The 22,265-nt window shown below is 42.7% G+C and carries 16 protein-coding genes; 5 read left to right on the forward strand and 11 right to left on the reverse strand.

The window, feature by feature from the left end:
• Positions 1 to 98: 98 nt before the first annotated feature.
• From ABIB50_RS20945 to ABIB50_RS20965, 5 genes are all read right to left on the reverse strand, one after another.
• Entirely contained in the window at positions 99 to 788 is a 690-nt protein-coding gene (locus ABIB50_RS20945) for a hypothetical protein (protein WP_429382951.1), read from the reverse strand.
• Positions 789 to 791: 3 nt separating this feature from the next.
• Positions 792 to 1,160 carry a GntR family transcriptional regulator gene (locus ABIB50_RS20950; RefSeq protein ID WP_429382953.1) on the reverse strand — a complete coding sequence of 123 codons (369 nt, stop codon included), beginning with the start codon at positions 1,158 to 1,160 and terminating at the stop codon, positions 792 to 794.
• A gap of 3 nt (positions 1,161 to 1,163) precedes the next feature.
• Positions 1,164 to 1,949 (reverse strand): hypothetical protein, encoded by a 786-nt coding sequence (locus tag ABIB50_RS20955; RefSeq protein WP_429382955.1) that lies wholly within the window; start codon positions 1,947 to 1,949, stop codon positions 1,164 to 1,166.
• A complete protein-coding gene (locus ABIB50_RS20960) occupies positions 1,933 to 2,781 on the reverse strand; it encodes an ATP-binding cassette domain-containing protein (protein ID WP_429382957.1) in 849 nt (282 codons plus the stop codon). The genes ABIB50_RS20955 and ABIB50_RS20960 overlap by 17 nt, the downstream gene beginning before the upstream one ends.
• A gap of 186 nt (positions 2,782 to 2,967) precedes the next feature.
• Positions 2,968 to 4,869, reverse strand: a complete 1,902-nt coding sequence (locus ABIB50_RS20965; RefSeq protein ID WP_429382959.1) for a GxGYxYP domain-containing protein — start codon at positions 4,867 to 4,869, stop codon at positions 2,968 to 2,970.
• A 221-nt stretch (positions 4,870 to 5,090) separates the two neighbouring features.
• On the opposite strand from ABIB50_RS20965, the gene fucP reads away from it, so the two are divergent.
• Positions 5,091 to 6,326: an L-fucose:H+ symporter permease gene (gene fucP / locus ABIB50_RS20970; RefSeq protein WP_429382961.1), complete on the forward strand. Its 1,236-nt coding sequence runs from the start codon at positions 5,091 to 5,093 to the stop codon at positions 6,324 to 6,326.
• Positions 6,327 to 6,773: 447 nt separating this feature from the next.
• Here fucP and ABIB50_RS20975 read toward each other — a convergent pair whose 3' ends face one another.
• Positions 6,774 to 7,535, reverse strand: a complete 762-nt coding sequence (locus ABIB50_RS20975; protein ID WP_429382963.1) for a basic secretory protein-like protein — start codon at positions 7,533 to 7,535, stop codon at positions 6,774 to 6,776.
• A gap of 264 nt (positions 7,536 to 7,799) precedes the next feature.
• On the opposite strand from ABIB50_RS20975, the gene ABIB50_RS20980 reads away from it, so the two are divergent.
• From ABIB50_RS20980 to ABIB50_RS20990, 3 genes are all read left to right on the forward strand, one after another.
• Positions 7,800 to 8,975, forward strand: coding sequence for an iron-containing alcohol dehydrogenase (locus ABIB50_RS20980; RefSeq protein ID WP_429382965.1), 1,176 nt, complete (start codon positions 7,800 to 7,802; stop codon positions 8,973 to 8,975).
• Positions 8,976 to 8,986: 11 nt separating this feature from the next.
• Complete coding sequence (locus ABIB50_RS20985; protein ID WP_429382967.1) at positions 8,987 to 10,360, forward strand: NAD-dependent succinate-semialdehyde dehydrogenase; 1,374 nt, start codon at positions 8,987 to 8,989, stop codon at positions 10,358 to 10,360.
• A 67-nt stretch (positions 10,361 to 10,427) separates the two neighbouring features.
• Positions 10,428 to 12,632, forward strand: coding sequence for an alpha-galactosidase (locus tag ABIB50_RS20990; protein WP_429382969.1), 2,205 nt, complete (start codon positions 10,428 to 10,430; stop codon positions 12,630 to 12,632).
• Positions 12,633 to 12,635: 3 nt separating this feature from the next.
• Here ABIB50_RS20990 and ABIB50_RS20995 read toward each other — a convergent pair whose 3' ends face one another.
• Positions 12,636 to 13,424: an SDR family NAD(P)-dependent oxidoreductase gene (locus ABIB50_RS20995; RefSeq protein WP_429382971.1), complete on the reverse strand. Its 789-nt coding sequence runs from the start codon at positions 13,422 to 13,424 to the stop codon at positions 12,636 to 12,638.
• An 11-nt stretch (positions 13,425 to 13,435) separates the two neighbouring features.
• Positions 13,436 to 14,602 carry a mandelate racemase/muconate lactonizing enzyme family protein gene (locus ABIB50_RS21000; protein WP_429382973.1) on the reverse strand — a complete coding sequence of 389 codons (1,167 nt, stop codon included), beginning with the start codon at positions 14,600 to 14,602 and terminating at the stop codon, positions 13,436 to 13,438.
• A gap of 164 nt (positions 14,603 to 14,766) precedes the next feature.
• Here ABIB50_RS21000 and ABIB50_RS21005 point away from each other — a divergent pair, with 164 nt between their 5' ends.
• Complete coding sequence (locus ABIB50_RS21005; protein WP_429382975.1) at positions 14,767 to 15,636, forward strand: AraC family transcriptional regulator; 870 nt, start codon at positions 14,767 to 14,769, stop codon at positions 15,634 to 15,636.
• A 35-nt stretch (positions 15,637 to 15,671) separates the two neighbouring features.
• On the opposite strand, the gene ABIB50_RS21010 is transcribed toward ABIB50_RS21005, so the two are convergent.
• From ABIB50_RS21010 to ABIB50_RS21020, 3 genes are all read right to left on the reverse strand, one after another.
• Positions 15,672 to 16,973 carry a sialidase family protein gene (locus ABIB50_RS21010; RefSeq protein WP_429382977.1) on the reverse strand — a complete coding sequence of 434 codons (1,302 nt, stop codon included), beginning with the start codon at positions 16,971 to 16,973 and terminating at the stop codon, positions 15,672 to 15,674.
• A gap of 153 nt (positions 16,974 to 17,126) precedes the next feature.
• Positions 17,127 to 18,608, reverse strand: coding sequence for a RagB/SusD family nutrient uptake outer membrane protein (locus ABIB50_RS21015; RefSeq protein WP_429382979.1), 1,482 nt, complete (start codon positions 18,606 to 18,608; stop codon positions 17,127 to 17,129).
• Positions 18,609 to 18,628: 20 nt separating this feature from the next.
• Complete coding sequence (locus ABIB50_RS21020) at positions 18,629 to 22,150, reverse strand: TonB-dependent receptor (RefSeq protein ID WP_429382980.1); 3,522 nt, start codon at positions 22,148 to 22,150, stop codon at positions 18,629 to 18,631.
• Between the last annotated feature and the right edge of the window lie 115 nt (positions 22,151 to 22,265).

The following is a 22,265-nucleotide window of genomic DNA, read 5'->3' on the forward strand; positions in this document are numbered from 1 at the left end:
ACACATTTCAATAAAAATATTAGTTTATAGAATATTAGTAACTAAAAATAGCGGGCATGTACATGCCCGCCTTAAAAGTGATGAGGTTGGGTGAAATATTATTGCTTTAACAACAACTCTAACGGCTTACCACTTAAGTTTAAAGCTGCGTTATTCTCATGCTTGTAACGGGCATTTTTAATATCGGTATTTAGCATGTTAAACTGTGCATCAGCTTTTAAATCAAAATTTCCTGTATTGATAGTATTATTCTGTGTGATAGTTAGAATGCCCGAGTTAACCGTGGCATTTAATAGTGTAATGTTGTTGTCAGTAAGGGCTAATAGAGTGGCGTTATTTACCTTAACATTCATCGTATCCTGCTTAAAGCCGGATACTGTCGTTACACCACCTCGCTCTACCAACGCCGTTAACGACTTATAACGGGTAACTATGCTTTTTAAATTAGGGCAAATAATATTAATGCTGTATTTATTATTAATTTTTCTTTCTTTCTTGTAGTCGATATGCAAAGTTCTATGATCTATCGTGAAAATCAGGTCGTCTTTTGCATCGTAATCGTCAATCCATACACCAAATTCGGGCCCTTGCTCTACTGTCAGGTCGGTGAAGTTGGCTGTATTATCTTCAATGGCATCAAAATCTTTCAAAGAAAGCTGGTTCTTATTATAAAAACGTTTTTTATAATCCCTTTTTAAATACTCGGCTCTCAACGAGAAATCGAACGCGACAATGGAGCCAATTACCATTAGCGTGGCCGCGATAAGCAGTTTATTACTTGTTTTCATAAGTTAACTTTTAGTTTTTTTAAAATCTTCGTATTGTTTCAATAATTCTTCGGGCTTAATGTCCAACAGGAAAAGGCTATTGAAAAAGCCCGGCAATTCTTGCTGTAAAAATCTCTCTTTTCGTATCGCTCTTACCCGCGCCACCGCATCCACAGATACAAATAACCCCAAACCGCGCTTATTAAAAATTATATCCTGTTGTTGCAAGTGTTCATAGGTACGCATTACGGTATTAGGATTTACTTGCAAGGCCACAGCCAGTTCACGCACCGAGGGAATTTTCTCTTCGGGCTGCCACTTACCCATTGTAATGTGTTCGCTCACATAATCTGCAATTTGCAGGTATATAGCATCTTTGTCTTTAAAGTTCATGGCTTAAACCTGTTTCTCTTTCAATTTGTAAAAAGCGCTTGCCCATATAATTATGATAGTTAAAACAAAAGCGTAAGGGGCCAGCAGCGCCATCGAATCAGATGCCGATATTGTATAACGGCTATCAACCACCTTCGATGACATAAACAAAACTTCCTGTTGTATGTGCCCGGCACTAATAACATGAAGTATGGGATAATTGATGACATTAAGCACGATGATAAGTACAAAAAACAGAAAGGTGGTTTTTATAAAATGAAGCTTTTTAAAATATGCCGCACCTAAAATTGTACAGGCATGGAAAAGTGTAAACATAATAGCCGGGATAAACCAGGGTGTTGCCTTACTAAACAAATTCAATATCGGCTTGGGTATTGCCCGGCCTTGTAGATCATAGTAGGTGGGCTTAAAGGCAAAAGCCAGATAATCAACAAGGTAAAACAAACTGATGCATATAACAGGAAAAATCAAGAATGTGTAGATCCAGCCAACCAAATACTTTTCTATGCTTGACACAGGTAATGTTAGTACGGGTATGGCTTTCTTTTTGTCACCAAAATCGGCAAAAATCAGGCTGGTAAATATGGCTCCGCCCAGCGTTAGGCAAAATAAAAACACACTCATTTGCCAGTCGATAGTTGCGCGTAAGCCTATCAAGGTCATAAAGCCCAATGCAAGGCCTAATATGCCAAGCAAAACCACGGTTGATAAAGTATAGATTTTAATATTGTCTACTGTATGTTTTTTAAAATAATGTGAAAAACGGTTTAAGTTAAACGTGTTGTTCATGGTTGGTTTGGTTTAGTGCGTCAGTTAAGGTTTTATTATTAGTGATGATGGCATTAAACAGCAATTCCATATCCACTTTGGTGTAACTGCCTTCGGTTTTTTGTGTAATAGCATTCAAGCCACTAATGTTTTCCTCGGCGTATAGATAATTAGTACTGTTTGCAGGAATGGTCTCGAAATTTACTTTTTCGACAATCTCATCCAGGCTTTGATTCAGTACAATTTGCTGGTTATGCAGTACCACTACCGTATCTATCAAATTATCCAGGTCGCGCACCTGGTGTGTTGAAATAACAATGCATCGGTCATCAGTTAACGCCGACGCTACAACTTTTCTAAACTGCGCTTTCGATGGGATATCCAGTCCGTTGGTCGGCTCGTCCATTATTAATAAGGATGTATTGGTTGCCAAACCAAAAGCTATCAGCACCTTTTTTTGCTGCCCGTAAGATAGTTTGGTTAGCGGCCTGTCGGCAGGGACATCAAAATCGGCAAGGGTTTGTATAAATTGTTTATTATCAAACTTTGGATAGAAATGTCCCGTGCTGTCTGCAAACTTAGTAGCTGTAAGAGCCGGCAGGTAGATCTCCTCCGGAACAAAAAACAGCTCCTGCAAAAAAGATGGCAGGCGCTTAGCCGCACTCACCCCATTTACCGTACACGTACCCGACCACGGAAAAACCAGCCCGGCAATGTTTTTCAGCAAGGTTGATTTACCCGCGCCGTTCATGCCCAGCAGCCCATAAATATGGCCCGGCTTAAGTGATAAGGTTATGTTGTCAAATAGTTTTTGTTTGCCATAGCCAAACGTTAATTGTGACAATTCGATCATAAGTTTAGTGTATTAGTTAAATAGTACACTACAAATGTAGACAATGATTTTACATATCAAAATTTTTTGAAAAATTTTGTTGATTGGGTGAATGGTTGATTAAGTGAGTAGTTGTTAATGATTAGGCTACAGGCAATGAATTAAAACTCAATCAACCACTCACCCAATCAACCACTTAACTTAACCTCACCTCATCTTCCCCTGCGCGGCTTCCGGGTTTTCCTTTAGATAAGTGCGATACAATTCAAAAAAGTCGGGCGCGGTTAGCAGTTCTATGTTGGGGTCAAGCTTTTTCAGCTCAGCTACTACCTGTACATACCACGACGGGCTTTTCAGGATATTGCGGAACCAATGGAACGGGATCTTGCGTTTCTGGATGCGGTCGTAAATAATTTGGGCGGCTTTAGCGGGGTCCTCGTTAACATCGGCATCCGATCGCATAACCGGCATATCGCCATGCAGCAAGGTAAGCGGCACCTTTTGCGGTACAATACCATTCGGACTAAAAGCCGCATAAGCGTCCAGTCCTTTTTGGTTAAGCGGTGGCGCCTGCCCGTCGATAATAAAACCGGTTATGGTGAGCCCCCATTGTTTGTAGTAAGGTTTGTTATGCGCAACCCAGGCATCCAATCCATCCGGCAAACCCGATAGTGGCCTTGGTGCCTGCAACATGCCCGGCATTAAATAGCCGGCGCCATTATCCGCGGCAGCGAAATAATCATTTGGCGTTGCCGACTCGCGGCGATAGTCCATAGCCATAGGCACACGCTCGGCCAGTACCGGGCTTATGCACCACATCATAGGTACTTTGCCACGGTTGGGGTCGTCCCATAAAGTTGGTGTTGTTTGCGATACCCACGACGAGGCATCATAATCGCCCACATAAAATATCAGGAAGTTGCGGCCCTTATAATCTATTTTGCCGGCTGCATTTAAGTAGCCTTTCTTAGTTAACTCGGCTTTGGTTACCCAGTCCTGCTTATATTCTTTTTTAAGCGGGAAATGCTGCCAGAACGAAGCATTTGCCAGCGCGCCATACCCAATAGCATCGGCATCTTTAAATGCGTTGTAGGCGCTTATAATGCGCGAATACTCCCACTCGGTAGCTACATCCTCGTGTGTGCCTTTGGCGTGTTTGGTATATTTAAATGCCCACGGCGGGAAACCGCCCAGGTAAGCATACCCGCCTTTGTTTTGGTTATAAGCCGTAAGCAGCATCTCTTTTAAAGTATTAACGTCGGTACCGGGTGTTTGGGCCGGGTCGTCGGTTGCGGATTCATCGGCCCAGGGGCTCAGGTCGAAGAAGAAACCTTTGCGACTTATAAAAAAATCATGATTGGTCAACGTATGGTGATTAGGGTTTGCCAAAAACGGGTTCTTTAACCATTGCTGGTCGATATAATAAGCGCCGTATTTGGTGTTTACCCTGCCGGTTTTCATGTACTTCTCCAAAAACCATAAGTAAGCGTCGTTCTTGGCCGAGCCGCTTGATACGCGTGTTGTACCGGGAATAATTCCCTTACCCGTAAACAGCGATGAGCCATCCTTATTAACCAAACTAATTTTAACCGGCAGCTTTGGCCCCGAAGTGATGATCTGCGAGTAAAGGCTGTTGGGGTTGGTATCATACCGTACTACTATCAAATCTTCTACCCCGGCAATTGATGATGCCACGTTGCTGGTGGCCTGCACATTGGGGTCATACACTACAGCGCCTTTAATTTGCTTTTTATAAGCCGATATTACATCAACCACATTTTTATAAAGTATGGTGTCGCGCTTAGCCAGCCATTTACCGGGTGCACGATATTTGTTCCACCAGTAACGGTCAATATCTGCGCTACCATTTTTTACCAGGAAGATGTATAGTTGCGGGGTAGTACGGTTTACAATACCTTGTAAGGATGCTATGGTATGGGTATAGTCCCACGTATTGTTAATGGCTAACTGGTTGCCTTTCTCTATCTGTAAGGTAAATTCAAGATCAAGCATACCAACCGGCGGTAGTTTTTTGACGGATTGTGCAAGAGCATAATTGGTCACCGCAAAAACGGTAAGCAGCAGTACAATAAAAGCAGGTTTTTTCATTGGTTGGGCGTAATTGGCGCTAATGTAACATTTGTAAGCGTAAAATATAAAATGCGGTATTTATTATGATATCATTAATAAAATTTGTTTTTTTGGTTGATATATAAACTATCGCGCAAGCAGGCGATAACGCAAACCAATTATAACTTTTAATTTTTCAAGCACTTTCAAGTACAATATTGCATAGCTATGCAATAACCTCAACTTAACCTTTAAAACCAATGAGCCAAAAAGCAGCTTTTACCGAGAAGAAATTTATTGTTACCCTAATTTTTGTCACGTCATTATTTTTGATGTGGGGCGTATTACACGCCATGAGCGATGTATTGAACAAACACTTTCAAAACGTATTAAATCTTTCCATATCGCAATCAGGCCTGATCCAGTTTTCTGTATTTGGCGCCTATTTTATCATGAGTTACCCGGCAGGCTATTTCATGAAGAAATTCGGTTATAAAGCAGGTGTAATATTGGGGCTGCTTTTATTTGCAGGGGGCTTGTTTCTGTTTGTGCCGGCGGCCAACTCAGCATCTTTTAGCTTTTTCAGGATTGCATTATTTATAGTAGGCTGTGGTATGGCTACCTTGGAAACTGTTGCACACCCATTTGTTGCAGCATTGGGCGACCAGCGTAAAAGCGATCTGCGTGTAAACTTTGCGCAAACCTTTAACGCCGTTGGTACCATTATTGGCCCAACAATCGGCGCATTCTTTCTATTAAGTGGCGATACTGTTAAATCAACCGACCTTACTTCGGTAAAAACTTTATATGTAGCAATTGGAATAGTGGTATTATTAATAGCAGTTGTTTTTGCATTTTTAAAAATACCTACCTTGGTTGATCCGCATGCTGCAACCCATTCTGATGATCCTGAAGCATTAAATGTTGATGCTGCTCCGCAAAAAAGTTTATTTCAGCACAGTCATTTTGTTTGGGCCTGCGTTGCACAATTTTTTAATGTTGCGGCACAAGGTGGCACCTGGGCTTATTTTATTAACTATGGTGTTAACATTATGCATTTCAGCGATGAAAAAGCAGGCTATTACATGAGCTTATTTATGTTTATGATGCTGGCCGGACGTATAGTTGGGACATCATTAATGACCATTATTGCTCCAAATAAATTATTAGCCATATTTGCTGCTGGTAACATTTTAATGTGCGTTATTGTAGCACAACACTTTGGCTGGCCGTCATACATCGCATTGTTGATGATCAATTTCTTCTTCAGTATTATGTTCCCTACCATATTTAGTTTGGGCCTTAAAAACCTGGGCAGCCACACGCAACAAGCGTCATCGTTCATCGCAATGGGTGTTGTTGGCGGCGCGGTTTTTCCTTTCATTATGGGGCAAATTGCCAACCATGACGTGGCACAAGCTTACTACTTACCTATAATTTGCTACGCCGTGATATTTATGTTCGGCTTTAAATTTTATAAAGTTAAACACGCTTAAACAGCGCTTTTTTAAGTATAAAATATGGAAAAACCCGAACCAAATGGTCCGGGTTTTTTTATTGCAGATAAATTATTTTCAAAAAATCAACCTAACTCCGCCTAAGCGTGCTGTAGGTAGTGCTGATAGTGAGCAAAGCAGGGCACATTAAACTTGAGCCGGCCTGTTTAGATCTTGTTTCATATCAAGGCGACAATGAAACAAAAAAAGTGTTTCAGGCAAGCTAAATTAGGTGTTTTGCAACTATTTATCTATCAAAGTGTTATATAACATATAGCTGTGAAAAAACTAACTAAAAAGTTGTTTCATTTTGTTTCACACTATTTTTGTAAGACATTAACTATTAATTGGTTAGGCTACAATCTTGTTTCACCTGTTTCATTTGTTTCATATATTTGTGAAACAAAACTGAGCGCCTAAACTATTAGCCATCTATCCGCAAAGCGATTAGCTTTCTTTAGACCAGACAGCTACATAGTCGGCCCAAAGTTCGTCAAGTGTTTTGCCGGTATATTCTTTCCAGGCATCTGCCGTGTACGTATGGCTGCGCAGTCTTCCGTCAAGATTTACAACAAGGCCCTTTTTTACGTTATTTTCTATCCAAAGTAAAAATTTAGCAGTAACGCGGTAAGAGTCGGTATAGCTTGGCGGCCTGGTTGGGTTAGCAGCGTCTTTTGTCTGTACCAGTTTATATTTAGGTAAGTACCATTTAGCGCCTTCGTTATCTACACCGTAAACGGCGCGCACGTAATCGGCAATACCTTCGGTAAGCCATCCTACACCCTGCGCACCGCCCTGGTAGCTTTGTACAATGTGCATTACCTCGTGGGTAACTACATCAATGTCTGTAGGTTTTTTAAGCATCCACGCTGGTTTGTAGCGCACCACGGTACCACCTGTTGCAGCTACCCCGGTATAGTTACGATCTATCCAAAAAACCACTCGTTTGGCGGTGTTTGGGTTAAAGTCTTTCGCCTCGGCAGTGTAAACTTTATAGAAAGTTTCTATCATACGTTGTTTAACAGCTGCACCCTCAGCTTCAAAAGTGGTATCATTATTTACGAAGATAAGCGTGTACGGGCCACGAGTTGTAGAGTCAAGCGATAAATGCGGCGCTTCATCCCATCTTGGCCCGCGACGGCGTTGCGTTTGTTGGGCCGTGGCGCCTAAAGCAGCAAAAAGGCATAGGGTAAGTAATAATTTTTTCATCCGTTTATATTTTAAGGGTTAACATAAATTTCAAGCTTCTCAAATATCCCTTAATTAATACTCAATAACAAGTATAGGTGATGGTGATGTGTAACAATGTTGAGTTAAAAATATCAGAATGATAAAATATCATACCATAATCCACCAAACTCATAACTTAAATTTGATATAGTTGCTTTTACACCGGGCGGCTATTAAAACGAAAGTATTAATGATGCCGGGGTTGTTATTTTACATTTACTTTGCTTTAGACGACAACCAAGTATGAATTTCACAAAAATCGCGGCAACACCGGTCACACACATTGGATGGGGGGCTATCGAAAATTTACTAACAGAAGTACAGCTGTTGGCGCCTGAAAAGATATTAATAGTTGCCGACCCCATTTTAAAGCAGATCGGGGTTATAGAAAACGTTGTTAGGCCTATATCCGAAGCTAATTATCCGTATGATATTTATACCGATATTATCCCTGAGCCCCTTTTACAGACCGGACAAAAATTGGTTGATTTTGCCCGGGCCGGCAACTACTCGCTAATAATTGGTATTGGTGGCGGCAGCGCGTTAGACCTGGCTAAACTTGCCGCGGTTTTTATGGCCAATGAGGGAGATATTAAAGATTATCTGAATTTATCGGGCTCGAAAAAGATACAGCATAAAGGTATCCCTAAAATATTGATAGCTACCACCTCAGGCACCGGTGCAGAGGTTACTAATATTTCGGTATTAGCGCTCGAACATACTAAAGATGTAATAAGCCACGACCATTTAATAGCCGATGTAGCCATTGTTGATGCACAACTTACCGTAAGTGTTCCCGCAAAAGTGACTGCTGCCACTGGTGCCGATGCGCTTACACATGCTATTGAAGCCTATATTTCGGTAAACGCAAACCCTTACTCAGATGGCTTGGCACTACAAGCCATTAAATTAATAAGTGGCTCGTTAAGGGATGCAGTTGCAAACGGTGATAATAAACAAGCCCGCACAGCTATGGCTTACGGGAGTTACCTGGCAGGCTTGGCTTTTTTTAATGCTGGTGTTGGGGCTATCCACGCACTGGCTTACCCTTTAGGGGGCCAGTTTCATATACCGCATGGCGATTCGAACGCGGTTTTAATACCTTATGTTATGGATTATATCCGCCCTTCCTGTTTTGTAAAAATGGGCGATATTTTTGCAGCTATGAATGGCAGCGTAACTGGTATTAGCCCTGAAGAGGCTTCGGTGAAGTGTATATTCAGCTTAATTAGCTTGCTTAAAGACATTGGCATCCCGGCGACATTGGCAGGTTTTAATGTACCCGAATCGGCGCTGGAACAATTGACAGCCGACGGCTTTAAACAAAAACGGTTATTGGCACGCTGCCCAATGCCACTAACCGAAACTGATATTTTAAATATTTATAAAAAAGCATTCTCGGGACATCTGGTTTCTTAATTCAATATTACATGAGCATAAAAGCTATTAATCCGGTTAACGGAAAACTTATAAAAGTATACAAGGAAGACAACGAGCAATTGGTTATACGTAAAATTGAACAGACACATAAAGCCTGGCTTAAATGGCGCGAAACTACTTTGACTGAGCGTGCCGCATTGCTTAGATCGTTAGCCGTAAATTTAAAAAGCCGTAAAAACGAGCTGGCCGTATTAATGGCGAAAGAAATGGGCAAACCCCTAAAAGATGGAGTAGCCGAGATTGAGAAATGCGCCTCGGTTTGCGAATATTATGCCGATAACGGCGCCAATTTTCTTGCAGATAAAACTATAAAAACTGATGCTTCAAAAAGCTATGTCAGCTTCCAGCCAATTGGTGTGGTACTGGCCATTATGCCGTGGAATTTCCCTTTTTGGCAAGTATTCAGGTTCCTGGCGCCAGGGTTAATGGCAGGTAATTGCGGTTTACTAAAACATGCATCAAATGTGCCCGGCTGCGCATTAGTTATTGAAGATTTAGTTAAGGCAGCTGGCTTCCCGCCTCATGTTTTTCAGACATTAATGATAGGCAGTAAAGCTGTTGCCAAAGTAATTGCTCATCCCCATGTTAAAGCTGTCACTTTAACCGGCAGCACCGAGGCAGGGATAAAAGTTGCGCAACAAGCAGGTAGTTTAATTAAAAAAACGGTGTTAGAGTTAGGCGGCAGCGACCCATATTTGATCTTGGCCGACGCGGATTTGGAAAAGGCCGCCCAAGCTTGTGTAAATAGCCGCCTCATTAACAATGGGCAAAGTTGTGTGGCTGCAAAAAGATTTATCCTGGTAAAATCAATCGAAAAAGAGTTTATCAGGCTTTTTAAAGAGAAAATGCTACAGAAAAAAATGGGCGATCCGTTTGAAGCAGATACTGATCTTGGGCCAATGGCGCGTGCCGACCTTAGAGATGAATTGCATGGGCAGGTTTTAGCCAATATACAAGCAGGTGCCAAATGCATCCTGGGCGGTACTATCCCTGCAATAAAAGGGGCGCATGCTTTTTATAATCCTACTATACTTACCGGCATAAAAAAAAGCATGCCTGCTTATCATGAAGAAATGTTTGGCCCCGTAGCATTAATTATATCAGCCAGGGATACGGATCATGCTATAAGTATTGCTAACGATACCTCGTTTGGGTTGGGGGCGGCTGTATTTACCAAAAACAACGCATTGGGCCAGGAAATAGCCCGTACTAAATTACAAGCCGGCTGCTGTTTTGTAAACTCCCTGGTAAAGTCAGATCCCCGCCTGCCGTTTGGTGGTGTCAATCAATCGGGCTATGGGCGCGAATTAAGCGAATTTGGGATACACGAGTTTGTAAATATTAAAACCGTATATATCGCATAAACGGTTTTAATATCAGGCATGAATCTCATGCTAAACCCTGAAAAGAGATTATTACACATTAGAAAATATGATACATTTTACATTTAAGAAGAGCGCTTTAATATTGATCGCCCTTTGTTTTTGGTGCTTTAGGGCAGCAGCACAGGATAATGAACAGGTTATTGTTAAAACGGAAAACCCCGGCGGTTGGATCATTAAAACAAAATCATCAGTATATCAAATTATTATAACAGCCGACGGCAAGGTAAAGCCTGGCTATTATGGCGCTAAAGGACAGGCAACCTATCTTAAAAAAAATGCCGCCTGGTACGAGGGGCTTGACGAAGTGCCGGTGCGCGGTGGCCGGACTGCCAAAACGCCTATGCTTGAAGTGGTTTTTAATGATAATGTGCGCGATGCCGACTTGGTATATGTAAAGGGCGAAGTGATAATTGTTAAGGGAAGAAGCACGCTTCAAATCACACAGAAAGACAAGTTTTACCCGCTTGAAATTACCTCATACATCCGTGTATTACCCGAGTTTGATGTACTTGAGAAATGGGCGATTGTTAAAAATACAGGGAAAAAAGGGAGCATCAGGGTAGAAAACCTGCAATCGGGCAGTATAGTATTACCTGCCGACGATTATATGCTAACCCATTTATCAGGCAGGGACCTTACCGAATTTCAATTACAACATACAGAACTTACACCTGGCTTAAAAATTATTGATAATAAAGGTTTTAAGGCAAACCATAACCCGCCATGGTTCCAGGTAAGGCCAAAAAGTGCGAAGGATACTAAAACCGGCCCCACCTGGTTTGGCTCGTTGCATTACAGCGGCAATTGGGATTTGATTTTTGACAAAACTTTTGATGGCCCGGTACAAGTTGTTGGCGGCATGAACTTTTGGGATACCAACTGGGATCTGCAGCCCGGCACAACCCTTGAAACACCCAAATTAACAGTAGGCTTTACGGATAAAGGGCCTGAGCAGGCTTCACGAAACTTAGCAGCTTATATCCGCAAGGATGTTTTATTGGCAGCACATCGCGAAGACCTCAGGCCGGTTATTTATAACAGTTGGGAGGCTGCCTACTATAGTGTAAACGAACAGCAACAAATAGACCTGGCAAAAATTGCGAGTGAAATAGGTATAGAAACATTTACCATAGATGACGGATGGTTTAAAGGGCGAACCGATGGCCGGTCGCAAAGTGGTTTAGGGAATTGGGAGGTTGATAGAAACAAATTCCCAAATGGCCTTGCACCTGTTATAAAACAGGTGCATGACCTGGGAATGAAATTTGGTTTATGGGTTGAACCCGAAAATGTTAATCCTAACAGCGATGTAGTGCAGGCGCACCCGGATTGGATATTCCAGTTTCCTAACCGTGAAGGCAACAAATTTCGCCAGATCCTTAATTTTGCTAACGAAGAGGTTTATCAGCATATGCTAAAAGCCTTAACCAAGCTTCTATCAGAAAATGATATCGACTTTATTAAATGGGATCAAAATAATGCCCTGACCGAACCCGGTTGGTCTACAGCCCCTGCCAATATACAACGCGAGGTACGGATAAGGCACATCAGCAATGTATACCGCCTGGTTGATGAGTTAAGGAAAAGGTTCCCTAAAGTATTGTTTGAAAGCTGTTCGAGCGGGGGCGGCCGGGTAGACCTGGGTATGTTATCTCGGATGGACCAGGCGTGGGTTAGTGATAATACCGACCCGATTGACAGGCTGTATATCCAATACGGATTTTTAAATGCCTTACCGGCAAATGTCATGGTATCATGGGTGACCAATACTACCCGCCATCAGCCAATTTCGTTGGATTACAGATTTGATGTTTCTATGTCGGGCGTGCTGGGCATTGGTAATGATATCAGGAAATGGTCACCAGCAGAAAAACTAATAGCAAAAAACAAGATCGATCTGTACAAAAAGATCAGGCCTATTGTGCAACAGGGAATTCTGTACCCTTTGGTTTCGCCTTTTGAGCATAACCGGTGTGCCTTGCAATACAATACTGAAGATGGTAAATCGGCTGTGCTTTTCTGTTATAATATGGCCGTATACCTGAAGGGCAGCCAGGAAACAGACCGTGGGACAACCATTTTAAAACTGGAGGGTTTATCCCCCGATAAGCAATATCTGGTTAAAAAAGCCAATGATAGCACCGATAAAGGCACCGTATATCAAGGCGAATTTTTGATGAGTGTAGGGATTGCCTGGCCGGTTAAAAATGCATTTGAAAGCCAGATCATGCTGATCGATCAGGTAAAATAGAAATTATTTATCCTGCATTAAGGCACTGCGACCGCCATCAATTAATATGGTTGTCCCTGAGGTAAAGGCAGCATAATGGCTCGACAAAAAAGCGCACCAGCCGCCTATTTCTTCGGGGCTGCCTAATTGTTTAACCGGGTGTAGATTAATGGTGCGTTGCCGTTCGGCGACAGGGTCGGGAAAGGAATCGAACCAGTTTTGATTACCAGGCGTATCAATAAAACCGGGTGCAATACCAACCACCCTGATTTGCGGTCCCCACTCAATAGCCAGGCTCCTTACCAAACCTTTCAGGGCTGTTTTGGCGATATTGTAAGGGAAACAGCCCGGCATAGTGGCAAATCCATGATTGGATGTCATGATGATCACTACGCCGTTGCTTTTTTCTAAAAAGGGCTTACAATTATTTGCCATGAGCCAATGCGATCTTAAATTAAGATCCATGTTTTGCTGCCACTCGTCTACGGTACAGTTCTGTGCGCCTTTAAAAACGTTTTTACCGGCGTTTGATACCAGGATATCGATATGCCCTTTCCAGTCGGCCGCCGTTTTAACATAATGTGCAATATTATCGGGGTCGGACACATCTGCCTGTACGTACAGCATTTCAACACCTTTTTCTTCAATAGATCTGATCGCCTGCTCAACACCGGGATGCTGCCTGTCTTTGGTACTACAGGCAACGATATGACATCCGGCTTCGGCCAAAACACAGGCAATCCCCAGGCCTATGCCCGAGGTAGCACCGGTTACCAGCGCTACTTTGTTTTCCAGATCAATATTTAACGCCATTTTCGTTCGGTTTATACATAAAACCCCGGTCTGTTTTCGGTGATTCCGGGATGCTTTTCCATTTCCTCTTCTACCAGGTCTACCCCTAAGCCTGGCCGGTCTGATAGCTTTAAAAAACCATTTTGTACCATATCAGCAATAGGATGATCGATCACGGTATCGCGCCAGGGTACATCAGTAAACATAAATTCCTGCCTGAAAAAGTTAGGTACCGACGCGCAAACATGGGCAGAGGCCAAGGTAGATAATGGCCCGTTGGGATTATGCGGAGCAAGCAATACGTTGTATGCCTCCATCATGGTAGCCATCCTTTTCATTTCTGACGGGCCGCCGCACCGGGTAATATCGGGCATCATAATATCGCAGATATGTTTCTCCAGTACCGGCCGGATGCCATAACGTGTGTAATGCCTTTCGCCAACGCAAATAGAAACATTGGATGGAATCCGGTCGCGCATGGCTTTCAGTGTGTCGGCACTTTCGGGCCCGGCGGGCTCTTCATACCAGGTAATATCCAAATCGGCCAAACGCTGCGCCATTTTAACTGCCACCCTAAAGTTAAGCATGGCATGCGTTTCTATCATGATGTCAAAATCGGGGCCGACGGCTTCCCTTACCGCGGCGCTCACCTGGTAGGCCAGGTCCTGCTGGCTGGCGGTAAGCTGCAGGTTTGACGAAAGATCCTCGCCATATAAATAATTGGTATGCGCAAACGGATCAAACTTTAAACCGGTAAAGCCTGCATCTTTTACCACACGGGCCTGCCTGGCATAATCTTCGGGGGTATGCCCGCCGCCGGTAAACCAATAGTTGGCGTATAATAAAATGTCTTTTCTAAAAGCACCGCCCAATAATTCATAACAAGGCACATTTAAAACTTTTCCTTTTAGGTCAAGCAGCGCCATATCTATGCCGCTTATGGCACACATACTGGCACCATAGGGGCCTATCCAGTTAAAATCGCGGTATAGCTTTGTCCAGATAAAATCAATGTTATTAGGGTTTAGCCCTATCACACGTTTGCCAATATGTTTGGCGGCTTCAAAAACTACGGGGCTGCCCGGCCAATTTGTAGCCTCGCCAACACCGGTGTGGCCGGTATCGGTATATATTTTCATCAGGGTCCAGTTGTATTTTACCCCTTCTACCAGCCAAACTTTAACATCTGTTATTTTCATTTATTTTAAAATATACGCTATAAAACTGTTATTAATTACCAATCAAAATTGCGTGCTTACTCCATAAATATGCACATCTGATTTGCCCACAATTACAACTTTTTTAACCCATACTAATATAAAACCCAATAATATAAGTTCAATTTGTTTATATTAGAGCATACATGAAAGCACGCTTTATTGAAGTATCGGCACCCGGAAGGACTAAGGTTTACCTAAAAAATGTAAACGAGCCACATCTGTCTACTCCATTGCATTTCCATGAACTATGTGAACTGGTATACATCAGCGAAAGCTATGGCAAAAGGATAGTTGGCGATAATGTACAGGAGTTCCAGCCGGGCGATTTGGTATTAATGGGACCAAACTTGCCACATATATGGTATAATGCCCCTATATATTACGAGCAAAACAGCGAGCTTAAAGCCAGGGCAACAGTTGTGTATTTCCCGGAAGACCTGTTGGTTAATTTTTTAGATGATGAACAATCAGTTGCTTTGGTTCAAAATTTCATGAGCAAGGTTTCGCGCGGTATCCGGTTTTATGGTGATACCTTGTTAGAGGCAAGGCAGCGGTTGGATGAAATGGATGAACATACCGGCCTTAAAAGATTAGCTAATTTATTGCTACTCTGTGAGCAGCTGATCAATTCTGATGAGTACGAACTGCTATCGAGCCCGGGGTACCACATCAGGTTAAACCAGTCAGACACAAAGCGTGTGCATAATATCTATGTGTATGTAATGGAGCATTTCAAAGAACAAATAACCTTAAATGATGTAGCGTCGCTGGCTAATTTAACACCTACGGCTTTTTGCCGTTTTTTTAAAAAGCACGCCGGCAAATCGTTTTCGCGGTTTGTTAACGAATTGCGCATAGCCCATGCCTGCAAATTATTGTACGATCTTGAATTACCAATAACCGCTATTTGCTATGAAAGCGGTTTTCAAAACATGACTAACTTTAATAAATTCTTTCGCCGGATAAAAAACTGTAGTCCGAGCCAATACCGCAGTAAAATAAAGCTGGCATAGTCTAACAAGTTAATGCGGCTATGCCAGCCGGGTATTTATTTCAATTTCCAATGTGTGCTCATTATGCATGTTGGCTCACCAAATTTCGGTGCCTGATAATAAACCGTCAGGATAGAACCATCATCTAACTGGGTGCTTGACGGATAGCCCAGGTCCTGGCTATCGGCAAGGCAAAGGGTTATTTCATCTTTATACTCCCATGTGGCACCTTCATCTTTACTGATGCAGGCACGCTCGCCAAACGGCTCTTTACGCACCCCGTATACTACTAACACCCAGCCATTGCTTAGTTGTTTTAAATGAGGAGGATATCCCCAGATCCCTGTGCTTTTCATCTGCGACCAGGTTTTACCGCCATCTAAACTTTCTGACTGTAGCAGAAAACACTGGGTACGATCTTTAGGCTCATTACGAATCATGGCTATTATTTTACCCGATTTAAGTTCGACAGCATGTGGCTCACTTAAACCGGCTTCTGAGCCTGTGGGTCTTTCAATTTCACCCGTTACTTTCCAGCTACGGCCATCATCGGTTGATCTTTCGGCTATTATTACTGCTTTACCGCCCCGTTGTATGGTACTTATATATAACAGATCGCCATTTTTTAAGGCGATGGGTCCATGTGGCGCGGTACCGGTGGTGCGTACAGGTGTTAACCAGGTTTCCCCGCCATCTTCTGACCGGCGTACCCAATTACCCAGCAATTGCTTTTTGGTTTCTTCAGGGATTTTTTCACCTATCCGCGCGTATAACTCATAAGTACCCTTGCGTGCGGGATCATTAAAAGCCAGTGAGGTGAACCAACTTTGTACCAATGTACCTTTTTTAGTTTGGATGATGCCGGCATCACGGTCATCTAACGCGGTATTGTTTATAATTGAGGGTTTCGACCAGGTTTTTCCATTATCATCTGACGTGATTACCTGGGTTTTACCATAAGGACAAACATGCGAATCGCGATCGCCAGAGAAAACAACCATTAAACGGCCGGTATTTGTTTTTAAAACAGTTGGCCAGCCAAGGTAACGGTTAGGTTCAATTACGTTTTGTTTAATTACCGAGTGCCCGTTTGTGTCCAATCCATAAACTGTGCCTTTCCCCGGGAAACGTCCCGGTTCCACACATATCAGTTTATTTTCCAGTACCTCGGCTATTTTGTTTTCCGGCAATGGGTCGTTAAACAATGTTTGCCCGGTTAATTTTTCCGGCAGCTTATTGTTGCTTCCCATGGGGGCCGCCTGCATTTTTTTTGGCACCAGCCCTATTGTTGTTGCAATGCCCGCCAGGGTAATAAAATTGCGCCTGCTAATGCCTGATGATATATCTTTTTTCCGCATGTAAATTTTGTTATTCGTTAATAGGTTATTTATCGATATTATAAAGATTGATTTTTATTTTATTAAAGTTAATCATAAAGTAATAAGGCAATTGAACGAGCCCGCCCTAACAGGCCCGTTCTGCCCAACTATTACTAACCATTAGAGAGTAATTTATTTCCAGGCATCATTCTCTGTAACCAACGGCTCGGTGCCACGAATAGTTACACCGATAGGCCATAACAAAAAGCCCGGGTTTCCGCTCTTACTTGCCAGTGATGGTACTAAGTTGAACGCCTGGTTAAAGCGTATTAAATCCCACCAGCGTTTGCCTTCGGTAGCAAGTTCTAACAATCGCTCTTTTAAAATAGCGTCATCATTTGCAGCCTGGCTTCCGTTAACAAAAGTGTGGGCGGCAAAGTTAGTACCATAAGCACGTTGCCTTACTAAGTTCATTTCTGTAGTAGGGTCTTGGGTTAGGGCATTTTTAATTTCCGCTTTCATGAGCAACAGGTCGGCATAACGGTATATAACAACATCAGTATAAAAATAACGTGTACCGGCATTTACCATGCCCGCACCTTTGGTTACAATGGAAGTAACATATTTATTCGTATTATCATATACCTCATAAAAAGTACCGTTACGACGCTGATCATCAGTGGTGAACTGATCTCGCACCAATTTTGATACCTGCGCAGTGTTTACACCCTGATTACCTACACCCTGCACGCCTATAACAGCTAAAGTAGGTGCCGGCAAACTTGCATAACCACTTATATACATAGTTTGATAATAGTTGTTTAAGCCTTCATTTAACTGAAAACGCACCACCATCATATCTTCTTTATTTCCTTTATTAGTGTAGCTAAATACATCACTGTAAACAGGAAGCAAACCAACATCAGACGTTTGTGCTTCGTTAACAGCAGCAAGTGCCGTAGTCAGATCGGGTTGTCCGCCATTAAGCATTTTAGCTGTCCACAGGTAAACATCTGCTTTCAAAGCATCGGCTGATGCTTTGCTCCAGGTATTGCGGCCCGCTTCATAGGTAATATTTGGATATAGCGCCAGGGCCTTGGTCAAATCGCTTTTGATTAATGCAAATACCTCAGCGACAGTAGAGCGTGGGAGATTGATGGTCGACGCATCATAAGCTTCCAAAGGTTCAGTACGAATAGGTACACCACCCCAGGCCCTAACCAACACAAAATAGCAAAAAGCACGCATGGTATACGCTTGCGCCAGGGCGCTATTCTTTGTATCAGCACTTGGAAAAACTATGTTAGGCACATATTTTAATAACAAATTAGCCGAATTTATAGGTGCATAAAGATTTTTCCAAAAGTTGACCTGATTGTCTGCATTTGGCTGAGACGCGGTAAGCGTATTATTCCAGAATTTATCAAATCCCTGTGTGCCTGCTACTCCCCCGGTAAATACTTCGCTCCGGCCTTCGCCCAGCCAAAAGACATCGTTTGCCGCCGTGGTACGAAAATCGACATACATACCGCGTACCGCGCCTGCTACATCATCAGGAGTTTTAAAAAATGATGATGAGGTAATAACGCTCAAAGGCTTAGTGTCTATTGCTTTTTTACATGAGCTTGAAGCCGCCAGGCACAAGATCAATGTTATATATTTAATTTTTTTCATGATGATTTGTCCCTTTCCGGTTAAAGTGTAACATTAAGGCTCAAAGTATATGTTCGCGATATTGGATAACGTCCGCCTGCGTCAGCATTAAGGTCAATACCACCACCTTCTGGCGAAGAACCACTATAGCCGGTGAAATAATGCAGGTTATTGCCGCTTAAAGTAATACGCGCACCTTGTAATTTCACTTTTTGCGCCCATGACTGTGGCAAAGTGTAACCTAACGCTACCGTTCTAAGGCAAAAGAAATCTGCTTTTTCAATAGAAACTGTACTGGTGCGGTAATTGCCGGTTAAGCTATTAAACATGTAGCGTGGGTATTTAGCGTTAACATCGCCAACTTTTTTCCAAACATTGGCCGCCAAATCTGCGGTAGGCAAAGCATCGCCCTGCAATTGCCCGTTTGCCACGTAGGCAGGATAATTAAGCAATGAAGCACCCGTTGTAAAGTCGGTACGTATGTTCAGGCTAAACTGTTTGTAGCTAAAGTAGTTATTAAAGCCGCCTGTCCAGGACGGGAATTGATTCCCTGCTATAACTGCATCTTTAGATTCAAGGAAACCGTTGCCATCACGATCCGCCCAAATGGCGTCTCCGGCAAGTTTTTTTCTACCATTTTCAGCCGGCGCTGTTGCAGCTTCAGCATCTGTTTGGTAAATGCCAAGGTATTTGGTACCGGTTAAAACACCAATGGTGCCTCCTTCCTGAAAACCGCCCAACCAAACTAAACCGCCAACTGTTGGATCATAAGCTTGCGTACCGCCTTGCCTGTTTTTATCAATGCCATTAAATGGCAGTTTTAAAATAGTACGTTTTGTGTAGCCAGCGTTGGCAGATAGTGTCCATTTAAGTTTGGATTGTCTTGATAACATATCTATGTTAACTTCCATCTCTACTCCGCGCGTTTGTAAGCTGCCAAAATTGGTAGTGATGGTTGAAAATCCTGTAGATTGCGGAAGATTAACAGGGGTTAACAGGTTATCTGTACGACGGTTAAAGTAGTCAAGTATCAGGCTTATTTTATGGTCAAACAAACCAATATCCGCACCTAAATCAAATGTTTTTGATTGCTCCCACTGCAAATTTTTGTTGGGTATAACACTCGCCCTGATAGGGGCTTGTCCGGCATACAGGTCGGTAGTAACAAAGCTACCCTCTGGCTGAAAATCGCTCAAATTGCTTATGTTACCATTTACACCATAGCTTGCGCGCAGTTTGAATTGTGTAGTATTTAATGCGTTAATTGAGGTCCAAAACTCCTCTTTATCAATATTCCAGCCTGCAGATACACCAGGGAAGAAACCAAACTGGTGAGCCTCGCCTAGGTTTGAAGCACCGTCGTACCGGCCATTAATAGTTAACAGGTACTTTGCATCAAAGTCATAGTTAACCCGGAAGAAAGCGCCATCAATTGCTAAAGTATTATTTTGCCCGTTAACAAGCGTTGGCGTTGCCGATCCATTAAGTGTCGGGATAAGGTCTGTCGCGGCGTTCTGGCCGGTAGCATTGAAGGTACGCGAATTACGGAAATAATGTGAGTAACCTACTTTAGCCTCAAAAGTATGCCTTTCTAAAAAAATATGATTATAAGTTAAGGTTGCATCAGCCATCTCCTGCCTTGTTACGTTATCAGTTTGCGTTGCAGTACGCGAGGTAACCAACGCATTGGTTCCACCATTAAGATAAGCAGCCGGTTGGAAAGTGTAGGCATATGACCCTTCGCGCAACATGGATACATACGGTTCAAAAACCAGGTCTTTCAATATATTCCATTTAAAGCCTGCTGTTATGGCTACGTCTTCTAAACCGTTATCACCCTGTGGAGCGTACGGACCTTTATAAAAATAATCAGGGTTACCAATAGAACTGTTTTGACCGCCAGGCGCAATGGTGCCATCTTCATACATGTATTTTGCGGTACCGGGCAATGAAGCCGAACGGTAAAACACGTTAGCCAGACTCGGCACCTGGTTTTGGGTACGGTTTGAATAAAGTAACTGCCCGTATGCACTAAGATTCTCTTTTATTTTAAAGCTGCCATTTAAGTTAAAGCTTAAGCGTTTCCAGTCGGTAACTTCTGCGGTACCTTCGGACTTGGTATATCCCAAACCACTATAGAATGTAGCCTTATCCGACCCCCCGCTTGCGCTTATATAGTGATCGCCAGTATAAGCGTTGCGATATATCAGATCCTGAAATACGGTTTCTTTATAAATAAGAGTCTTTGTTTGATCAATGGGATCCGGCATGCTCGACCATCCTTCATTCAATTTATATTGATTAGTTGGGCTAAGATATTGCGTGGTATAGTTTGAAGTTTTTAAAAGGTTATTACCCGTACCAGCAGCAAAGGCACCGGCAAGGTTTGCTGCCACACCCGGTTGGTAAGCGCTGGCCCACACATAACCCTGGCGTTGTAACTGAATATAATCTTTAGCGCTGGCGTATTGCACCAAACGTTGTGGGTTACCTATTGAACTATTATAGGTGTAGTTTATGGCTGTTTTATTAATCTTGCCACGTTTGGTGGTTAATAATATAACACCGTTTGAACCACGTGCACCGTAAATTGCTGTCGCGGCAGCATCTTTAAGTACCTGTACCGACTCGATATCGTTTGCATTGATATCGGCAAGAGCATTAGGTCTGATGATGCCATCCATAATGTAAAGTGGCGATGAGCCCAATGGATTATTAATAGAAGTACCACCGCGTAAAATAATACGTGGCGCGGCACCGGGCTGGCCCGATAAAGTTTGGACTTGCAAACCAGCAATATTACCTTCAAGCGCGGTACCAATATTGGTATAAGGCACATCAGTTAATACGCGGTTATCAAGTTTGCTTATTGATGTTGATAATTTCTCGCGAGATTGCGAACCGTAACCCACTACCACTACTTCGGTAAGTTTAGCCATGTCTTCTATAAGTACTATAGTAATCCCGGTTTTGCCGGTTAAGTTCACTTCCTGGCTTATAAAGCCTACAAAGCTTACTAAAAGTACACTACTGCCATCGGGTGCAGCTACCTTAAACTTTCCCTCAGTATCAGTAGTGACGCCAATTGTTGTGCCTTTAACACGTACGGTCACACCGGGTAAAGGCTGTCCTTTGTCGTCGACAACCTTACCAGTAATATCCATCCACACAATCTCTTTTTTCACAGTTACCAGAAGGTTATCGTTCTTGTTTTTTAAAACCACTGCGCCGTCTTCAATTTCAAAGCTTAGCGGCTGGTCCTTTAAACTGGCTTTTAAAGCCTCGTCAAGTGAAGCGCCTGTTACCGACACACTAACAGGTACAGTTTTATTAAGCATTTCATCGCTGTAAATAAAATCATAGCCGCTTTGTAAGCGAATTTTTTTCAATACTTGCTCCAGGCTCACTTTCTTTTCATTGAGCGTTATTTTTTGAGCAAGACTACTTGCGCTGACTGCCATACCTGAGATCAGCAGTATGAAAGTTGTGATCTTCATGACTAATAATATTTTACGCGGCACATGAAAATACGCCGCGTGTATGCGTATTGCGTTTAAATTCATAATTTTGAATGTTCGGGTTAAACTGATTTGTTGCTTTACGAATTATTTTTTCCGTATTCGGCGCTGCCGTTAAGGAAGGGTAACCTGAACATTGAACGCATCCTGAGGTCCAAGT

This window comes from Mucilaginibacter sp. UYCu711 (assembly GCF_050433825.1).
Classification (GTDB): domain Bacteria; phylum Bacteroidota; class Bacteroidia; order Sphingobacteriales; family Sphingobacteriaceae; genus Mucilaginibacter.